General features: G+C 34.4%; 14 protein-coding genes. 8 read left to right on the top strand and 6 right to left on the bottom strand.

The genetic code is table 11. The annotated features are described in order from the left end of the window. Positions 1-50 precede the first annotated feature (50 nt). From ABEB18_RS07170 to ABEB18_RS07140, 7 genes are all read left to right on the top strand, one after another. Complete coding sequence (locus tag ABEB18_RS07170; RefSeq protein WP_348798529.1) at positions 51-2,288, top strand: NADP-dependent isocitrate dehydrogenase; 2,238 nt, start codon at positions 51-53, stop codon at positions 2,286-2,288. A gap of 167 nt (positions 2,289-2,455) precedes the next feature. Further along, positions 2,456-3,046, top strand: a complete 591-nt coding sequence (locus tag ABEB18_RS07165) for a TetR/AcrR family transcriptional regulator (RefSeq protein ID WP_348798527.1) — start codon at positions 2,456-2,458, stop codon at positions 3,044-3,046. Positions 3,047-3,057: 11 nt separating this feature from the next. Then, positions 3,058-3,285 carry a hypothetical protein gene (locus ABEB18_RS07160; protein WP_348798525.1) on the top strand — a complete coding sequence of 76 codons (228 nt, stop codon included), beginning with the start codon at positions 3,058-3,060 and terminating at the stop codon, positions 3,283-3,285. Between the two features lie 11 nt (positions 3,286-3,296). Then, on the top strand, positions 3,297-4,568 hold the full coding sequence (locus tag ABEB18_RS07155) for an MFS transporter (protein ID WP_348798523.1): 1,272 nt from the start codon (positions 3,297-3,299) through the stop codon (positions 4,566-4,568). A 147-nt stretch (positions 4,569-4,715) separates the two neighbouring features. Beyond that, positions 4,716-7,106, top strand: coding sequence for a TonB-dependent receptor (locus tag ABEB18_RS07150; protein ID WP_348798522.1), 2,391 nt, complete (start codon positions 4,716-4,718; stop codon positions 7,104-7,106). 6 nt (positions 7,107-7,112) lie between these two features. After that, entirely contained in the window at positions 7,113-7,949 is an 837-nt protein-coding gene (locus ABEB18_RS07145; protein ID WP_348798520.1) for a DUF4249 family protein, read from the top strand. Positions 7,950-8,085: 136 nt separating this feature from the next. Next, positions 8,086-8,748 carry a thiamine diphosphokinase gene (locus ABEB18_RS07140; protein ID WP_348798519.1) on the top strand — a complete coding sequence of 221 codons (663 nt, stop codon included), beginning with the start codon at positions 8,086-8,088 and terminating at the stop codon, positions 8,746-8,748. Between the two features lie 51 nt (positions 8,749-8,799). Here the strand turns inward: ABEB18_RS07140 and ABEB18_RS07135 are convergent, their stop codons facing one another. Then, positions 8,800-9,258, bottom strand: coding sequence for an Lrp/AsnC family transcriptional regulator (locus ABEB18_RS07135; RefSeq protein ID WP_348798517.1), 459 nt, complete (start codon positions 9,256-9,258; stop codon positions 8,800-8,802). 215 nt (positions 9,259-9,473) lie between these two features. Between ABEB18_RS07135 and ald the strand changes: the two genes are divergently transcribed. After that, the gene (ald, locus tag ABEB18_RS07130; protein WP_348798516.1) at positions 9,474-10,598 is read left to right on the top strand and encodes an alanine dehydrogenase; all 1,125 of its coding nucleotides are present in this window, start codon (positions 9,474-9,476) and stop codon (positions 10,596-10,598) included. Positions 10,599-10,860: 262 nt separating this feature from the next. Here ald and ABEB18_RS07125 read toward each other — a convergent pair whose 3' ends face one another. The 5 genes from ABEB18_RS07125 to ABEB18_RS07105 all read right to left on the bottom strand — a co-directional run bounded on the left by ABEB18_RS07125 (position 10,861) and on the right by ABEB18_RS07105 (position 20,757). Then, positions 10,861-12,333, bottom strand: a complete 1,473-nt coding sequence (locus ABEB18_RS07125; RefSeq protein ID WP_348798514.1) for a C40 family peptidase — start codon at positions 12,331-12,333, stop codon at positions 10,861-10,863. A 337-nt stretch (positions 12,334-12,670) separates the two neighbouring features. Next, complete coding sequence (locus ABEB18_RS07120; protein ID WP_348798513.1) at positions 12,671-14,932, bottom strand: aconitate hydratase; 2,262 nt, start codon at positions 14,930-14,932, stop codon at positions 12,671-12,673. A gap of 132 nt (positions 14,933-15,064) precedes the next feature. Continuing rightward, positions 15,065-17,836, bottom strand: coding sequence for a bifunctional aconitate hydratase 2/2-methylisocitrate dehydratase (locus ABEB18_RS07115; RefSeq protein ID WP_348798511.1), 2,772 nt, complete (start codon positions 17,834-17,836; stop codon positions 15,065-15,067). Between the two features lie 462 nt (positions 17,837-18,298). Next, positions 18,299-19,252, bottom strand: a complete 954-nt coding sequence (locus ABEB18_RS07110) for an AAA family ATPase (RefSeq protein WP_348798510.1) — start codon at positions 19,250-19,252, stop codon at positions 18,299-18,301. Between the two features lie 77 nt (positions 19,253-19,329). Further along, positions 19,330-20,757, bottom strand: coding sequence for a peptidylprolyl isomerase (locus ABEB18_RS07105; RefSeq protein ID WP_348798508.1), 1,428 nt, complete (start codon positions 20,755-20,757; stop codon positions 19,330-19,332). Between the last annotated feature and the right edge of the window lie 125 nt (positions 20,758-20,882).

The following is a 20,882-nucleotide window of genomic DNA, read 5'->3' as shown; positions in this document are numbered from 1 at the left end:
TTATCAGAAAGGCCACTTACAAACCTAAGTTTTAGATAAAAAATAAAAAAATGACATCAAAAGCGAAAATTTTTTACACATTAACAGATGAGGCTCCATTATTGGCTACCTACTCTTTTTTACCTATTGTCCAAGCATTTACTGCTACTTCAAATATCGAAATTGAAACCCGAGACATTTCACTTGCAGGAAGAATCCTAGCCAATTTTCCAGAATTTTTAAAAGAAGATCAAAAAATTGGAGATGCCCTTACCGAACTTGGAAAACTAGCCACAACTCCAGAAGCTAACATTATAAAATTACCTAATGTTTCTGCATCCGTACCACAATTGAAAGCTGCAATTGCCGAATTACAATCTCATGGTTATGCAGTACCAAATTTCCCTGAAGATCCACAAAATGATGCCGAAAAGGAAATTAAAGGAAAATATTCGAAAGTATTAGGCTCTGCCGTAAATCCTGTTTTACGTGAAGGAAACTCAGACCGTAGAGCACCAAGAGCTGTTAAGAATTTCGCAAAAGCAAACCCACATTCTATGGGAGCTTGGTCATCAGATTCTAAAACTAAAGTAGCCTCTATGTCTAAAGGCGATTTTTATGGAAGTGAAAAATCAGTAACTGTTGCAGAAGCAAATGATGTAAAAATTGAATTTATTGCCAAAGACGGTTCTACTACCGTTTTAAAAGCAAGCACTCCGTTAAAAGCAGGAGAAATCATCGATAGCTCCGTAATGAACATTTCAGCTTTGAAAGTTTTCGTAGCCGAAACTATTGCTGAAGCCAAAAAAGAAGGTGTTTTACTTTCAGCACACTTAAAGGCAACCATGATGAAGGTTTCTGACCCAATTATCTTTGGTGCAATTGTTGAAGTATATTTCGCAGATGTATTTGCAAAATACGCTGATTTATTCAAAAGAATTAACATAGATACTCGCAATGGTTTAGGCGACATCTATGCAAAAATAGCTGGACAACCAGAACAAGCAGAAGTTGAAGCTGCCTTAGCACAAGCTATCGAAAACGGGCCAGCATTGGCTATGGTAAATTCTGATAAAGGAATCACCAACTTACATGTACCTTCAGATGTAATCGTTGACGCTTCTATGCCAGCTATGATCCGTACTTCTGGACAAATGTGGAATAAAGATGGAAAAGCTCAAGATACAATCGCAATTATTCCAGATCGTTCGTATGCAGGTGTTTATACCGCTACCATTGATTTTTGCAAAAAAAATGGTGCCTTCGACCCAAGAACAATGGGAAGCGTACCAAACGTAGGTTTGATGGCTCAGAAAGCAGAAGAATACGGGTCTCACGATAAAACTTTCCAAATGAAAGCAGACGGTGTTGTTCGTGTTATTGACCAAAACGGAGTAGTTTTGATGGAACAAAATGTTGAAACGAATGACATTTTCAGAATGTGTCAAGCCAAAGATGCTCCAATTCAAGACTGGGTTAAATTAGCAGTAAACAGAGCTCGTTTATCTAACACTCCAGCTGTATTCTGGTTAGACAAAAACAGAGCACACGATAGAGAATTGATTGCTAAAGTTGAGAAATATTTAAAAGATTACGACACATCAGCTTTGGATATTCGTATCTTAAGCCCAATTGAAGCGACTCAATATACTTTAGAAAGAATAGTTAAAGGTCTAGATACTATCTCGGTAACAGGAAACGTATTACGCGATTACTTAACCGATTTATTCCCAATTCTTGAAGTTGGAACTTCTGCCAAAATGCTATCAATCGTTCCATTAATGAACGGTGGTGGATTGTTCGAAACTGGTGCTGGAGGATCAGCTCCTAAGCACGTTGAGCAATTTATCGAAGAAGGATACTTACGTTGGGATTCACTTGGAGAATTCCTTGCTTTAGGAGCTTCTTTAGAACACTTAGGACAAACATTAGACAATGCAAAAGCAATTGTTTTATCTGAAACTTTAGATGAAGCTAATGATAAATTCTTGGCTAATGATAAATCTCCAGCTCGTAAAGTAGGACAAATAGACAATAGAGGTTCACACTTTTATTTAGCATTCTACTGGGCTCAAGCTCTAGCTGCTCAGACAAAAGATGAAGAATTAAAAGCCATCTTCACTCCTATTGCTGCAGAATTGGAAGCTAACGAAGCTAAAATCAACACTGAATTAATCGAAGCACAAGGCAAACCACAAACTATAGGGGGTTACTACCAACCAACTCCAGAATTGGTAAGCAAAGCAATGCGTCCAAGCACTACATTCAATACAATTTTAGATAAAATTACCGCTTTAAAAACAGCTTAATTTTTATCCTTAGTTTATATATTTCAAAGACAACTCGAAAGGGTTGTCTTTTTTTTACCAAATCTCTTCCCTTCCATTTTTAATCAAAAACTTTAACATATTAATCTTTTTTATAAATAAGCGAACATTCATTTATAATTAATATTTTTGTTTGGTAAAACAAAAATATGCGAACAAGAGATACCAACAAAGAAGAGATAGTCAAACAAAAAGCCATTGAAATGCTGGTCAAAAATGGCATTGAAGGTTTCAGCATGAATCGACTAGCCAAAGAAAGTAACATTTCTGTAGCTACTCTATACATCTATTATTCCGACAAAGATGATTTGATTAAAAGGATCGGAGTTGAAATTGGTCAAAATTTCTTTAAAGAAATGATCTATGATTTTTCGACAACAATGTCTTTTGGAGAGGGCTTACGCAAGCAATGGGAAAACAGAATCCGATTTGCAACACAAAATCCAAACCAAGTTGCTTGTTGGGAATTACTGAGCTACTCTAGTTATAGAGATCATATTTTGGAAGCAAGCATCCATGATTTTAAAAACATAATGAACATTTTTTTAAAAAATGCCATTACACGAAAAGAATTGAAACCCATGCCCAAAGAAATTTTCTGGAGTATTGCCTACGGCCCTTTATACACACTACTCCGATTTCACAATGAAGGAAAAAATATGGCAGGATTTCCATTTTCCCTAACTAAAGAAGCAACAGACGAAGCATTCGAATGTGTACTTAAAGCATTGACACCTTAAAACAAATAACCATGAAAAACCAATTAGAAAATATATTAATCTTTGCTACCAACATAAAAACTCAGGACGACAAACAATCAATAAAAGAAATATTAGATCATAATTCAGAAATCTATCAATGGCATATTGACCAAGAAGACATTGATTGCGTTTTACGAATAGAAACCAACACCTTAACCGAAACAGAAATAATTAAGCTTGTAAACGAGCAAAATTTTAGTTGTAAAATACTAGACTAAACTACTCTAAAATGAAAAAAAACACTTCGGAATTATCATTTACTTCCTATCAAAAATTGGCTGTATTTCTATTAGCTATTACCCAATTTACGGTAATTCTAGATTTTATGGTAATGTCTCCACTGGGCGATATTCTGATGAAATCTTTAGATCTAAAACCAACACATTTTGGTTTAGTAGTTTCTGCATATGCTTTTAGCGCAGGTATTTCAGGACTATTGACAGCTGGTTTTGCTGATAAATTTGACCGAAAGAAATTACTTTTATTCTTTTATATCGGTTTTATTGCTGGCACAATTTTATGCGGAATAGTTACTTCGTATTATTGGCTTGTAGCAGCAAGAATTATCACAGGTTTGTTTGGCGGCGTTATCGGTTCTATATCAATGGCAATTGTAGCCGATTTGTTTAGTCTTGAGCAACGTGGACGAGTTATGGGATTTATACAAATGGGATTTGGAGCTAGTCAAATTCTAGGAATCCCAATCGGGTTATATTTAGCAAATGCTTGGGGTTGGCACGCACCCTTTATATGGGTTGCTGCTATGGCTGGAATTATTGCAACTATTATTGCAATTAAAGTAAAGCCTATCACAAAACATTTGGAAGTACAATCAAACAAATCAGCGATAAAGCATTTATTCAACACCATTACCAAAAAAGATTATCGCATAGGTTTTACAGCAACTGCTTTATTATCAATTGGAGGTTTTATGATGATGCCTTTTGGAAGCGCTTTTGCCATAAACAATTTACACATAACCGAAAACGAATTACCAATGTTATTTATGATTTCGGGCTTGGCAACTCTTTTTGTGATGCCTATAATAGGGAAATTGAGTGACAAAATCGATAAATTTAAAATTTTTACCTTTGGCTCTTTATGGGCTATTATCATGATTGGAATCTATACCAATTTAGGAGTTACCCCTTTTGTTTTAGTTGCCCTTTTTAATGTTTTAATGATGGTAGGAATTATGGGAAGAATGGTTCCTTCGACTGCTTTGGTAACCTCAATTCCAGAAATGCAAGATCGCGGAGCCTTTATGAGTATTAACTCATCGTTACAACAAATTGCTGGCGGAATTGCTGCTGCTTTTGCAGGAACGATAGTGGTACAAAAAGACAAAATAAGTCCGTTAGAACATTATGATACTTTAGGTATAATCATCATATGCATCTCAATACTATCCATAATTCTAATGTCACGAGTTAGTAAAATGGTGAAAAGAAAGACCAAACAAAAAACTGAAGACAACTCAATTATCCTTCAAGAAATCTAAAATTCAATTACTTACACCCACAACTATTCTATCAAAAAGAAACCTTTTTATGGAATATTTATTTATATTTTTTAACGATAGATTAACAAGTTGTAAGTACGAAAGCAACTGCAATTTATTGAAATTTGCTATTCTAAAAATCGACCGATGATTCTCAAAAAAAGCCTTCTAATTATTATAATACTCCTCAATTCGCTACATGTTTTTTCGCAAGAAAGTAATAACAAACAAAAATTTATTATAAGCGGAACAATTTCGGACTCTAAAAGCAATGAAACTTTAATAGGAGTCAATGTTTATTTTCCGAGTTTAAAAATTGGAGCAACGACCAATGAATATGGTTTTTATTCACTCACTTTACCCAAAGGAGAATATGAAATGGAAATTACATATGTCGGTTTTGAAACGGTAAACGAAAAAATAAATTTGACTCAAAACACGAAGAAAAATTATTCTCTTACCGAATCTGGTCAACAGCTAAAAGAGGTTGTTATAAGTTCTGAAAAAAACACTGCCAACATCCGAAAACCCGAAATGAGTGTCAACAAACTATCCATTTCGTCCATCAAAAAAATGCCTGTGGTTATGGGAGAAGTAGATGTAATCAAATCCATTTTGTTTTTACCAGGGGTTACTAATGCTGGTGAAGGTCAATCTGGATTTAATGTTCGAGGTGGTGGTGCCGACCAAAACCTAATCCTTTTAGATGAAGCTACCATATTTAATTCTTCTCATGTTTTTGGTTTCTTTTCTGTTTTCAATCCAGATGCCATCAAAGATTTAAAATTATACAAAGGTGGTATTCCTGCCAAATATGGAGGAAGAGCTTCATCTGTTTTAGATATTTATCAAAAAGACGGAAACAGTAATGATTTTCACATGAATGGAGGAGTTGGTTTAATCACCAGTCGTATTCTTGCGGAAGGCCCAATTGTAAAAGACAAAGGATCATTCTTAGTGGGCGGAAGAGCATCTTATGCACATTTATTCCTAAAGCTATCTGGCAATGACAACTCGGCTTATTTTTATGACTTAAACACCAAATTAAATTACAAACTCAATCAAAACAATAGCCTTTATTTGTCAGGTTATTTTGGACGTGATGTTTTTTCGTTAAATGATACTTTTGCAAACACCTACGGAAATGCAACAATGAACTTAAGATGGAATCATCTTTTTAGTGACAAATTATTCTCAAATTTGTCACTCATCTACAGTAATTACTATTACGGATTAGACTTAGATTTCTTAGGATTCAACTGGGATTCTGGCATTAAAAACTATAATCTAAAATACGATTTCAAACATTATTTATCCAATTCGATAAAATTGAATTATGGCTTCAATTCTATCTACTATGATTTTAATCCTGGAACAATTAATCCAAAAGGAGAAAATTCGGGAACGAATCATAAACAATTAGAAAAAAAATATGCCTTTGAAAACGGCATCTACATTGAAGCCGAACAAAAAATATCTTCAAAATTGGCTGTAAACTACGGTCTTCGATATAGTTTATTTAATCGTTTAGGGAGTTCGACAGTAAATTTATATGAAAACAATCAGCCTGTTGCATACGATTCGGAATTAAAAATTTATGAAAAAGCCACACCTATCGGCACAACTTCGTACAAAAAGAATCAAACAATAGCATCATTCGGTTATTTTGAACCGCGTTTTGCCATTGCCTATGAATTAAATCCAAATCAATCTATAAAAGCCAGCTACAATCGCATGGTACAATATCTTCAATTGATATCTAATACTGCATCACCAACACCACTCGATGTCTGGACTCCTAGCGACAATTATCTAAAACCTCAAATTGCAGACCAAGTAGGGATTGGTTATTTCAACAATTTTAGTCAAAACAAATACACTTTAGAACTTGAAACCTTTTACAAGGAAATTCAAAACCGAATGGATTACATTGATGGAGCCGATTTGATCGCCAATGAAGCTATCGAACAGGTAATTCTTAATGGCGAAATGCGCTCATATGGTCTTGAAGTTTTATTGCGAAAAAACACTGGTAAATTTAATGGTTGGATTGCTTATACAATATCAAAATCACAACAAAGAACTCCTGGTAGAACACCAGATGAAATTGGAATTAATAACGGCGAATGGTATCGTTCTGCCTATGACAAACTGCACAACTTGGCCGTAACTGGAAATTACACTTTAAGTGAAAAATGGTTTTTTGGTGGAAATTTCACCTTACAAAGCGGACAACCTGTGAGTTACCCAGACGGACAATATGTTTACCAAGGAATTAGTGTACCAAGTTATGGTGAGCGCAACAAAAACAGTCTTCCCATTTACCATCATTTAGATCTATCAGCTACTTATATTCCAAAACCTGAAAGAAAAAAAGGATGGCAAAGCGAATGGGTTTTCAGCATTTACAATGTTTATAACCGAAAAAATGCTGCCTCAATAAATTTTAGAGAAAACACGGATACAGGTGCCAACGAAGCAGTAAAACTATCCATTTTTGGAGCAGTACCATCTATTTCGTATAATTTTAAATTTTAATTCAATATGAAAAACATAAAACAATATATCATCTTACTTATCATTTCGCTAACCTATATCAGCTGTGAAGATGTTGTTGAAGTAGATTTAGAAACTGCTCAACCAAAATTAGTAATTGACGCTTCCATAAAATGGCAAAAAGAAACTACTGGAAACAATCAACAAATAAAACTAACAACTTCGACTGATTATTATGCGAATACGATACCTGTTGCAACTGGCGCAACTGTTACCATCAGCAATATTTCATTGGCAACACCGCTTACTTATATCTTTGTTGAAGATGGTCAAACTGGATTGTACAACTGTAACAACTTCGCTCCAGTTATTGGAGATACTTACGAACTTACTATTGTTTACAAAGGCGAAACTTATACTTCAACATCTATTTTTACAGCAAGTCCAGTATTAGATAAAATTGAACAAACGCTTAAACCTGGAATTGAAGGAAAAGATGTTTACGAAATAAAATTCTACTTTCAAGATAATGGCACCGAAGATAATTTTTATCTAGTTGGTTCTAAAAATTCTAAAATTGTTTATCCTGAATATGGTGTTATGACAGACGAGTTCTCTCAAGGCAATTTAATGTTTGCCTATTACCGTGATGAAAATATCGAAAAAGGGGATGTAATGCTTTTTAGTGTACAAGGAATTACTGAAAAATATGCAAACTACATGAACAAATTACTAAACATTGCTGGTACCGATGGCGGAAATCCTTTTGCCACGGCACCATCAACATTAAGAGGAAACATAGTAAATCAGACCAATCCCGATAATTTCCCTTTTGGTTATTTTCAACTTTCGGAAATAGACTCCGAGAATTATACGATTGAGTAATTTGGGATTTTCGATTACGATATCTAAACTGTCTATTATGGTTTACAAACAAAGAAATACTACCTTTGGTGATTGATGAATTTGACAATAACAATTCTAAAATATCATATCAAAAATCGTAAATCATTACTACCATATGTCTTCACACCATATCGTTCGCGACGACCAAGAACCAGCCTTAATTATTGCCAACGGAGCAGAATGTAATCCTGAATTATTGGGACAGCTACTAGAATGGTCACCGCTAGTAATCGTTCTGGATTCAGCAATAGAACGAGTATTAAAATTAGGCATTAAGGTCGATGTGTTATTAGGCGATTTTGATCACGGATTCGATCCTGAAGAATACAAAGAAACACAATACCCACTAGAAATCGTACACACACCAGATCAAGACAAAACCGATTTAGAAAAAGCATTTGATTATCTGATACAAAGAAAAATTCCAGCTGTAAATGTTGTTTGGGCGACAGGCAAAAGAGCCGATCATACGATAACCAACATTACAAATATTGTCCGTTATCGTGATTTACTCAAGATTGTAATTCTTGACGACCATTCTAAAATATTTTTATTACCCAAAAAATTCGAAAAATGGTACACAGCCAACACCCCAATATCATTGATCCCAATAGGAATTGTAGCTGGAATCTATTCTCAAAACTTGACCTATCCGTTACAAAACGACAGCTTAACGATGGGCTATCGAACTGGAAGTAGCAATAGTGTTGTTCAGGATGGAATGGTAATCATTACCCACAACTCAGGTGACTTATTATTGATGGAATGTTTTGATTGAATTAATACACCTAATCCAAACTAAAAAATCAGCAGTTCTAAATTATTCTACTCAAATAGGTAAAACAGTTGTACTTTTTACTTCCGAAATAATAAAGAAACTATTAACCAAGGATACTTCGGGTAGTGCTGACAATTTCATTTGATGAAAATGATGATAACTCTCCATATCAGGTAATACAATCTTTAATAAATAATCAAAATTACCCGAAACAAAATTACATTCTAATACTTCTGGCATATTCAAAATTGCCTCATTAAAACTACCCGAAATATCAAAAGTCTGCCTTACCAAAGTCACTTGACAATAAACCGTTAAGTTCTTTCCAAGCTTTTTTTTATTCAAAATCGAAACATATCGCTCTATAATACCCTCTTTTTCAAGACGTTTCACACGATCATGCACAGGAGTCAAGGAAAGATTAATTCTATTCGAAATATCTTTTAGTGTCAAATGAGCATCTTCCTGCAGGATGCGCAATATTTTTCTGTCAATTTCATCTAAAATCATAACAAAAACCAATATAAAACAATTAAAAAATAACAAAATAATCCGATATTTTTTCTTTTGAAAAATTAAAAAAACAATTTAAAAAGAAAAATTTTATTCAAAACTAACAATTTAAAATAATATTTTCTTATTTAAATGTATTGCGAAGAAATTTTTTTTCATATCTACTACATTTGTAAAGTAAAATCACAATACCAAACATAAGAAGAACCTTTATGATAATCGGTTTACCAAAAGAAATAAAAAATAACGAGAATCGTGTTGCTTTGACTCCAGCAGGTGTAGCTGAAATGAAAAATAATGGTCATAGCGTTTATGTTCAAACTACAGCAGGTGAAGGAAGCGGTTTTTCGGATGAAGAATATACAATTGCAGGAGCTGTAATACTATCAACAATTGAGGAAGTCTATGCGATTGCAGATATGATAATCAAGGTTAAAGAGCCTATTGCCTCTGAATACAACTTAATCAAAAAAGATCAATTACTTTTTACTTACTTTCACTTTGCATCATCAGAACCATTAACACATGCTATGATCGAGCGTGAGGCAATTTGCTTAGCTTATGAAACTGTAGAAAAAACAGACCGTAGTTTACCTTTGTTAGTGCCAATGTCTGAAGTAGCTGGCAGAATGTCTATACAAGAAGGAGCAAAATACTTAGAGAAGCCACTAAAAGGAAGAGGAATACTTCTTGGAGGTGTTCCTGGAGTACCTCCAGCAAAAGTTTTGGTATTAGGCGGAGGAATTGTAGGAACTCAAGCTGCAAAAATGGCAGCAGGACTGGGAGCTCAAGTAACAATTATGGATGTTAGCTTACCTCGTTTGCGTCAGTTAGACGATATTATGCCTGCTAATGTTATGACACAAATGTCTAACAATTACAATATCAAAAAAGCAATTGTTGATGCCGACTTAATTATTGGTTCTGTATTAATTCCTGGAGCAAAAGCCCCTCACTTAATTACACGCGACATGCTTAAATTGATGCGTCCTGGTACTGTGCTAGTTGACGTAGCTGTTGACCAAGGAGGTTGCATTGAAACTTGTACTCCTACAACCCATGAGGATCCTACTTTTATAATTGATGATATTGTACATTACTGCGTAGCTAATATGCCAGGTGCAGTTCCTTATACTTCTACATTAGCATTAACAAATGCAACTTTACCTTATGCGATACAATTAGCAAACAAAGGATGGCAAAAAGCATGTGCTGAAAATGAAGAATTAAGAAAAGGATTGAATATTGCTAATGGAAAAATCCTTTACAAAGGAGTTGCCGAAGCTTGGAATCTTCCTTTTAATGAAGAGTTAGTGTTAGAAAACCAAGTTTCCTAATATTAAATAAGTGCTTACTACACTAGAAAAACCCGTTTTGCCCATCAAAACGGGTTTTCTGTTTTTAACACCTCTTCACTCTAAGTAAAATATTTTGAATTACACTAAGCAACCAAAACTTTGCAAGATTCCTCAATATCAGATATTTATTGTATAATAATAAAACGCTCAAAATATTCGAAAATAAAACGACTTGTTCAATACTCTTTTAAACAAAAAAACTCTTAAGTTTCCCTTAAGAGTTAAAAAAAAATCGATTTAATTATTTCAGAACCCGATTTACCTGAGCAAAAGTTCGCTGATAATAAGGCTCTTTGGTTGATGAAATAATAACTCCAGAATGTGTTGAGGAATGAATAAATTTGATTTCGTCATCAATAACTTCTACCACCATTCCAACATGATTAATCCTACTTCGACCATTAGTTTTAAAAAATATCAAATCTCCCTTTTGAGCATTATCATCATCAACTCTTTCTCCAACAGTTGATTGTTCGATTGATGATCTTGGTAATTTAATATCAAATGACCCAAATGTAGAATAAATAAGCCCAGAACAATCAAATCCTGTTGTAGTAGTGCCTCCAATCCTATACCTTGTCCCAATCTTATCTGATGCTGATTCAATCAACTTATTGATTAGCTCTTCCATCGCTAAATTAATAGGTACACTTATCGAATCTGTTTGTTTTTCGGTTGCACCAATTTGAACTACATTTTCAATTTTTTTCTCTTCAACAACAGGTAGATTTGAAACGTGAATGGTCAATTTGGCACCAACTTCTAGTTTTGTAATGATACTCGGATTTTGCTTTTCTAAATCAGCTACAGAAATTCCGTATTGTTTTGCAATACCATACTTGGTTTCTTTGGTAAGAACAGTATGAACAATCTCTGAAGACTTATTACTATTTGTTGCCTTAATCTTATCTTGAACCAAAACTGTATTAGCAACTGGAACTCCAAGAGCAACATCATTGGTTACGAATTCGGTTTTATTCGCAACATTATCAACTGCAATAGAATCAGTTTTTTTGGTTTCTAAACCAGCTGTTGTTTGAATATTTTCATTCTCATTAGCAACTAAAACTGCACTAGAATGTAATTTTCCATTAGCAGGAATAGTAATTTCTTGACCTATGCTTAAACCTTTTCTCCCAATTTTCGGATTAGCCTCTTGCAATTCCTTTAACGAGATTCCGTATTGTTTTGCAATTGCATACAAAGACTCTTTGGGCTTTACTTGATGAGTGATAGTTGAAGTATTTTCTCCTTCATTGTTACTATTTGTATTCGATAAACCCGCAATTTCATTTGAAGTCAAGCCTGATGGAATAACAATAATTTGCCCATTTTTCAGACCCTCTGATTCAAGTTTTGGATTGGCTTTATAGAGTAATTCTGTAGTTGTTTTAAATTGTTTGGTAATCCCATATAATGTTTCTTTTGGCAAAACCTGATGACTGATTTGAGTTGTATTGGCTAGTTTCCTTTTTTCAGCATCATTCGTTATGTTTGATACAGAATTTGGTATTAAGATAATTTGATTCAGATGTAATGTTTTTTTGGCTTCTGGATTTATCTTGTAAATGTCGGCAATCGAAACATTGTATTTTTTTGCAATACTAGAAATTGTTTCACCTTTTACAATACTATGTTTAATAGTAGTATCTTGAGAATAACTACTTATCCCACACACAAAAAAAGCTAAAACAATGATTCTAAAGCACTTCATATAATTATTTTTTCTCTTATTTTTATTAATACAATAAATTCTAGAGAGATTATCAACTTTATTATTATTTTTTCTATCAAAAAAAACATTTTTTTTCAAGATTTACAAATATAAACTTTTAAGTAAATATGTAAGTTAAATCATTACTAAAATTCAAAAAAGTTATAACGCATTTTAGAACAATATTGTTGCATTGCACAATTCATCCTAACCCTCTACAGTACTTTTGAGAAGAAAAAACTACATAAAAAAAACTATACAAGGTCTTGGTAAGTATCGTTATAAATAAAAAAACTCCCAAAATACTTTGAGAGTTCTTGATTTATAACGGTTAAAATTATGCATTTGCTGCAATCAAATTTAAAGCTGAGCCCGCTTTATACCAACCAATTTGCCCTTCATTGTAGGTATGATTTGCTAAGACAACATCTTTGCTACCATCGGTATGAACAAATTCTATTGACAATGGTTTGCTAGGAGCAAAATCGATTAAATCCAAGAAATTAACAGTATCATCTTCTTGAATTTTGTCATAATCGGCTTCATTTGCAAAAGTCAATGCCAGCATCCCTTGTTTTTTGAGATTCGTTTCATGAATACGAGCAAAAGATTTTACCAACACAGCCTTAACCCCCAAGAAACGAGGTTCCATTGCAGCATGCTCACGTGAGGAACCTTCTCCATAATTGTGATCTCCTACAACAATCGAAGGAATTCCAGCAGCTTTGTATGCTCTTTGCACTTTTGGCACTTCTTCATAGATATCAGTCAATTGGTTTTTAACAGAATTGGCTTTTTGATTAAATGCATTAATAGCGCCAATCAACATATTGTTTGAAATATTATCCAAATGTCCGCGAAAACGCAACCAAGGACCTGCCATAGAAATATGGTCGGTGGTACATTTTCCGAAAGCTTTGATTAGTAACTTGGCACCAGTAATGTTTTTGCCATCCCAAGCTTCAAAAGGAGCAAGTAATTGCAAACGATCTGAATTTGGATTGACATTTACCTGAATATTAGAGCCATCCTCTGCCGGAGCCTGAAAACCAGCATCTTCTACATCGAACCCTTTTTTAGGTAATTCATCCCCATACGGAGCAGTTAGCTTCACTTCTTGTCCGTTATCAGTCAATAAAGTATCTGTCAAAGGATTAAAATCTAATCTCCCTGAAATAGCTAATGCTGCAACCATTTCTGGAGAAGTTACAAATGCATGAGTATTTGGGTTACCATCGGCTCTTTTTGAGAAATTACGATTAAAAGAATGGACAATGGTGTTTTTTTCGCCTTTATCCGCTCCAGCTCTATCCCACTGCCCAATACACGGTCCGCAGGCGTTGGTAAAAACTTTGGTTCCCATTTTTTCGAAAGCGGCAATCATACCGTCTCTTTCAATAGTATAACGAATTTGTTCCGAACCAGGATTGATTCCAAACTCAGCCTTAGGGGTAATACCGTGTTCGACAGCCTGATTAACAATTGATACTGCTCGAGCCATGTCTTCGTAAGAAGAATTTGTACAAGAACCTATTAATCCCCATTCCACTTTTATCGGCCAACCATTGTTTTTGGCTTCTTCTTTCATTTTTGAAACAGGAGTTCCTCTATCGGGAGTAAAAGGCCCGTTAATGTGTGGCTCTAATTCGGATAAATTAATTTCAATTAATTCATCAAAATAAGTTGCTGGATCTGCATACACTTCTGGATCTGCCGTTAAGTGAGTCGCTACTTTATCTGCAGCATCCACTACATCCTGACGTCCTGTTGCAGAAAGATATCGTCTCATAGAATCATCATATCCAAATGTCGAAGTAGTTGCTCCAATTTCGGCACCCATATTACAGATAGTTCCCTTTCCGGTACACGACATAGAAGTAGCTCCTTCTCCAAAATACTCAACAACTGCTCCTGTTCCACCTTTTACCGTAAGAATATCTGCCACTTTAAGAATTACATCTTTTGGAGCAGTCCAACCAGATAATTTTCCGGTTAGTTTTACACCTATCAGTTTTGGGAACTTCAACTCCCAAGACATTCCTGACATTACATCTACGGCATCAGCTCCCCCTACTCCAATAGCCAACATTCCTAATCCGCCAGCGTTTACTGTATGAGAGTCTGTACCAATCATCATTCCACCCGGAAAAGCATAATTCTCCAAAACGATTTGATGGATGATCCCTGAACCCGGTTTCCAAAAACCAATTCCATATTTATTAGAAACCGATGAAAGAAAATCAAAAACCTCTTTTGATTGTGTATTGGCTGCGGCCAAATCAAATTCGGCTCCATTTTTTGCTAAAATCAAATGGTCGCAATGCACTGTTGTCGGGACAGCAACTGTTTTTTTTCCAGCATGCATAAATTGCAACAACGCCATTTGTGCAGTCGCATCCTGACAAGCTACTCTATCTGGTGCAAAATCTACATAATCAACACCTCGTTTATACGATTCTTTTGCAACACCGTCCCAAAGGTGAGTATATAAAATTTTCTCTGTTAATGTAAGTGGGCGACCCACAATTTCACGTGCAGCATCAACACGACTTGCCATGTTTGCATACACTTTTTTAATCATTTCAATATCAAAAGCCATACGATTTATATTAAATTAATTTACATTATTCCGTTCATAAACACCACAAGTTACAAAAAATAAAGGAGTTATAAAAGAAAAGCCCGAGTCTAGGACTCGGGCTTTAAAATAGGATTAAATCTAATCTTATGATTATTTAACTAATAATTTATGCGAAGGAGCAAACTTAGTTAAGTTGATACCATCTACTGCTTCTACATATTCTTCGATAGTAGGAGTTCTACCTAATATAGTTGACAAAACCACAACTGGAGTAGAAGAAAGCAATGATTCTCCTTTTTTCTCAGTAGAATCCTCAACAACTCTTCCTTGGAAAAGACGAGTTGAAGTAGCCATTACTGTATCTCCTTTAGCCGCTTTTTCTTGGTTCCCCATACAAAGGTTACAACCTGGGCGCTCTAAATACAACATGTTTTCGTATTCTGTACGCGCTGCGCCTTTTGGTGCATCATCATTAAACTCAAATCCAGAGTATCTTTGTAATACTTCCCAATCTCCTTCTGCTTTCAACTCATCAACAATGTTGTAAGTAGGTGGCGCAACTACAAGAGGAGCATTAAATTCAACTTTCCCTTTTTGTGCCTCAACATTTTTCAACATTTGAGCTAGGATTTTCATATCTCCTTTGTGCACCATACAAGAACCGATAAAACCAAGATCTACTTTCTTGTCTCCTCCATAATATGACAACGGTCTAATAGTATCATGCGTATAACGTTTAGAAACATCTGCATTATTTACGTCTGGGTCAGCAATCATTGGTTCAGCAATAACATCTAAATCAACTACAACTTCTGCATAATATTTTGCATTTGCATCTGGAGTCAAAGCAGGTTTTGCACCTGATCTAATTTCACCAATTCTCTTATCTGCTTTTTCGATTAGTCCTTTCAATACTTGTTTAGCATTATCCATTCCTTTATCGATCATGATTTGAATTCTTCCTTTAGCTATTTCTAATGACTCGATTAATGTATCATCTTCAGAAATACAGATAGAAGCTTTAGCTTTCATCTCAGCAGTCCAGTCAGTAAATGTAAAGGCTTGATCTGCAGTAAGTGTCCCAATATGAACCTCAATGATTCTACCTTGGAAAACATTTTCTCCATTGAATTGTTTCAACATTTGAGATTGAGTAGCATGAACCACATCACGGAAATCCATATACCCTTTCATATCTCCTTTGAAAGTCACTTTTACAGATTCTGGAATTGGCATAGAAGCTTCCCCTGTAGCCAATGCAAGAGCCACAGTTCCTGAGTCAGCTCCAAAAGCAACTCCTTTAGACATACGAGTATGAGAGTCACCACCAATAATGATAGCCCACTCATCAATAGTAATATCGTTCAATACTTTATGGATTACGTCTGTCATTGAATGGTAAACTCCTTTTGGATCACGAGCCGTAATCAAACCGAAGTCATTCATAAATTTCATCAATTTAGGGATGTTTGCTTGTGCTTTTTTATCCCAAACTGAAGCTGTATGACACCCCGATTGGTAAGCTCCATCAACGATTGGCGAAATCACTGTAGCAGCCATAGACTCTAATTCCTGAGCAGTCATCAATCCTGTAGTGTCTTGAGATCCTACAATATTAACTTCTACACGAACATCAGAACCTGCATGCAACACTTTTCCTGGAGTATTCCCAACAGCATTTCTATTAAAAATTTTCTCTACAGCTGTAAGTCCTTGTCCTTCATGCGAAATCTCCTTTGAAGGGGCATATACAATCGGAGCAGTAACTCCTAAAGTTTTAGCGGCAAATGTTTGTAATTTTTTCCCAAATACAATAGCATAAGATCCACCAGCCTTAATGAATTCCATTTTTTGTGGTGTGAACGCTTTAGATATATCAATTAATTCTTGATCTCCATTGTATAATTTTTTCTCTTTGATATTGATGGTAAGAACGGTACCTGTAGCAACAGAATAAGCTTCTTCTAAAACTGGTTCTCCAGCTTCATTACGAACAGGATTTCCATTAGCATCTACTTTTTTAACCCAGTTTTTAAGATCCAGTCCTATTCCTCCAGTAACATCCACAGTGGTTAAGAAAATCGGAGAAATTCCGTTTGTACCACCAACAATTGGAGCTATATTCACAAATGGAATGTATGGACTTGCTTGTTTACCTGTCCAAAGCGCCACGTTATTAACCCCTGACATACGAGATGAACCAACTCCCATAGTCCCTTTTTCTGCAATCAACATCACACTTTTATCTGGATGTTGTGCTTGAAGTGCTTGAATTTCTTTTTGAGCTTCTGGAGTAATCATACATTTACCGTGCAATTCACGGTCGGATCTTGAGTGAGCTTGGTTACCTGGAGAAAGCAAATCTGTAGAAATATCTCCTTCACCTGCTATAAAAGTAACCACCTTAACTTCGTCTGCAACTTCTGGTAATTTTGTAAAGAATTCAGCTTGTGCATAACTTTCAAGGATTTCTTTTGCAACTCCGTTACCACTTTCAAAAGCGTCTTTCAAACGATTGGTATCTGCTTCATAAAGAAAAACTTGTGTCTTAAGGACTTTTGCTGCTTCTTTTGCTATTGCAGCATCATTTCCTAAAGCCAAATCAAGAAGTACTTCGATTGAAGGTCCTCCTTTCATATGAGACAATAATTCAAACGCAAAAGCTGGAGTAATTTCTGCAACAACAGATTCACCTAAAATTATTTCTTTTAAAAACTTAGCTTTTTCACCAGCAGCACTAGTAGTTCCAGGTAAGGTGTTGTAAATGAAAAATGATAAAGAGTCTGCACGGTTTGCATTATTAACATCTTTAATTTGCGCAATAATTTCGCTTAATAATTCAGCGCCATCAATTGGTTTAGGGTGAAGCCCTTGACCTTTACGCTCCTCGATTTCCTTAAGATAATCGTTATAAATACTCATAATAGTAGGTCTTTTCAATGTTAAAGGCAAATTTCTTTGATCATTTCAAAACCAAATGCCTAGTAACTAGTTATTTTTATTTTTTGCACGCAAATTTAATAATTAAAGCTGAGAATTAAAAAAAATATAAAGGATGCTGGATTTTCAAAAAAATAATTTGCAAAAAAACCAATATCAATGCGTAAAATTAAATTATTGTTATTTTTTTATTAAAAAAATAATTTTTCAACAATTCAACTTCTTTAATTTAACAAAGAAAAAATTTAATGTTAGAAAGCAAGTGGTATTTTTCTTCTTTTTACACAAAGAAACATTCTAAATAAACACCTATATCGATATAGTTTTGCTTTAAAAGCATTTTTTCACCTTCAAACGCTCTTATTCAGGAAAAATTAAAAATTAAAAAAAAGCCTGACTTGTTTTTACACAATCAGGCTATAATTTTAAATCTTAGATTACTTTTTACAACAACTTTTTAATAATCGCTTCTTCCGTAATCCCTTCAGCATCCGCTTTATAATTTTTAATTATCCTATGTCGAAGAATCCCAATCGCAACAGCCTGAACATCATCAATATCTGGTGAAAATTTTCCTTTAAAAGCTGCATTTGCCTTAGCCGCTAAAATCAAATTCTGTGATGCTCTTGGTCCTGCCCCCCAATCTAAATAATTTTTAACATACTCATTTGAAAGCTTATTGTCTGGACGTGTTTTACTAACCAACCCAACAGCATATTCCACCACATTATCTGCCACAGGAATTCTACGGATTAAATGCTGAAAATCTATTATTTCTTGCGCTGTAAACAAAGCATCAATTTTTTTGTCGGTGTCTGTAGTGGTTTGTTTAACCACTTGTACTTCTTCTTCAAAAGTAGGGTACTCTAATTTTATCGAAAACATAAAACGATCTAATTGAGCTTCTGGCAACGGGTAAGTTCCTTCTTGCTCAATTGGGTTTTGAGTAGCCAATACAAAATAAGGTAAACTTAATTTATGATTTACACCCGCAATAGTTACCGACCGCTCTTGCATAGCTTCCAATAAAGCAGCTTGAGTTTTAGGTGGTGTTCTATTAATCTCATCAGCTAAAATAATATTCGAAAAAATAGGGCCTTTTATAAATTTAAATTGCCTATTCTCATCTAATATTTCACTCCCTAATATATCGGAAGGCATTAAGTCTGGTGTAAATTGAATTCTTTTAAAATCAAGACCCAATGCTCTTGCCAAAGTATTTACCAACAAAGTCTTTGCAAGCCCAGGAACCCCTACCAAAAGAGCATGTCCACCAGAAAAAACACAAAGCAAAATTTGATCTACAACAGCTTCTTGACCTACAATAATTTTGGATATCTCCTTTTTTAATTCATTACGTTTCTGAACTAAATTTTGAATCGCTGTTACATCCGACATTTTAAAATATTTATTTAATGAAAAAGAGTTAGTACTATGAAAACATAAAACTAACTCTTTTATTTATTTAATGAAAATTATTTTTTGATCCAGTTATTGGTAAAAGGACAATCTCTATATTCATCGACAATCTTAATATGAGTATCCTTTATTTTTGTCTCGAACCATTTCCCGATAGCCTTGATTTGTTTTTCTTTGAGAGCCAAATCTTTAATTTTCACATAATCTTTAGCATAATCAGCAGTATGAGAATCGATTCTATTGGTAACTGTCATAATTTTATAATACTTTTTCCCTTGTGCATCTTCTAGATACGGCATCGAAATCTCGTTATCCTTCAGATTAGAAACCTGAGTATATATAGACGGATCCATATTAGTCAACTCAAATCGAGTATCTTGCGTTTTTGTATTGATCAAAGTTCCACCGTTCGCTTTTGTTTCTTTTTCATCTGACATTGTTCTAGCAGCTTCGGCAAAAGTGATTTCTTTATCAAGAATTTTTTTCCTAATTAAGGTGATTTTCTCTTTGGCTTCTTTTAAAGATTCTTGAGTTACCGCAGGGGATATTAGTATATGCCTTAACTCAATTTCTTGCCCTTTTATCTTTTCAACATAGATTATATGATAACCATATTGCGTTTCAAAAGGCTCTGAAATTTCACCTTCAGCAAGACTAAAAGCTACATCTTTAAATTCTTTTACAAATGGAGTCTTTCGGGTCATTTTATAATACCCTCCATTTTTACTCGAACCAGGATCCTCAGAATACAACACCGCTTTTGTTGCAAAACTAGATCCTTCCAAACACTCTTTCCTAAAAGCATTTAATTTATCAATTACTTTTTGCTTATCAGCATCTGTAACTTGTGGTTTAATTACAATTTGTGCCACTTCTAATTCTGCACCAAAAACTGGCAAATCATTTGCTGGTATGGTTTTAAAGAATTCTCTAACTTCCTCGGGAGTAATCTCAACTTTCTCTGTGATAGATTTAGTCATTTCGGAAGTCAGTTTTTGCTCCTTCAAAACATCAAAAAAATAAGTCCTGAATTCTTCTTCTGAATCTTTCTGATAGTATTTTACCAATTTATCCATAGAACCAATCTGTTCCAGCATATAACTTAGTCTTTCATCCATCATCCCTTTAACTTCAGCATCACTTACAATAATACTATCCTGAATCGCTTGATGCGCATACAGTTTTTGTTCTAACAACGAACCCAAAACCTGACATCTAGTAATATCTTTTACAGAACCTCCTGAACTTGAAATTTCCAAAAATCCTTTATCAATATCAGAATCCAAAACAATATAATCCCCAACTGTTGCCACTACACCATCAACCTTAAGTCTTTTTGTTGCTGTCGGGATATTCTCTGCTACCACTAATGAATCTTTAATAATCTCTTGGGCATTTACAAAAGTAAAAACAGAAAACAAAAGAAAAAAAGATAACATAACTTTACGCGTTATGAATTCTATTTGCATAATTTTTAAAGGCATTTTAAATATTTTATAGTATTGATATTTTATAAAAAAATTAATCTAAAAAAGCATCGTATTCAAATACTACTCTTTAAAATTAAAAAGCACATCCCTTGTAAATATTACATAACCGAATCATCAGA

This window comes from Flavobacterium adhaerens, assembly GCF_040045115.1.
Classification (GTDB): Bacteria; Bacteroidota; Bacteroidia; order Flavobacteriales; family Flavobacteriaceae; genus Flavobacterium; species Flavobacterium adhaerens.
The sequence above is the reverse complement of the archived record's forward strand: the minus strand, read 5'-3'. Positions and strand labels throughout refer to the sequence as shown.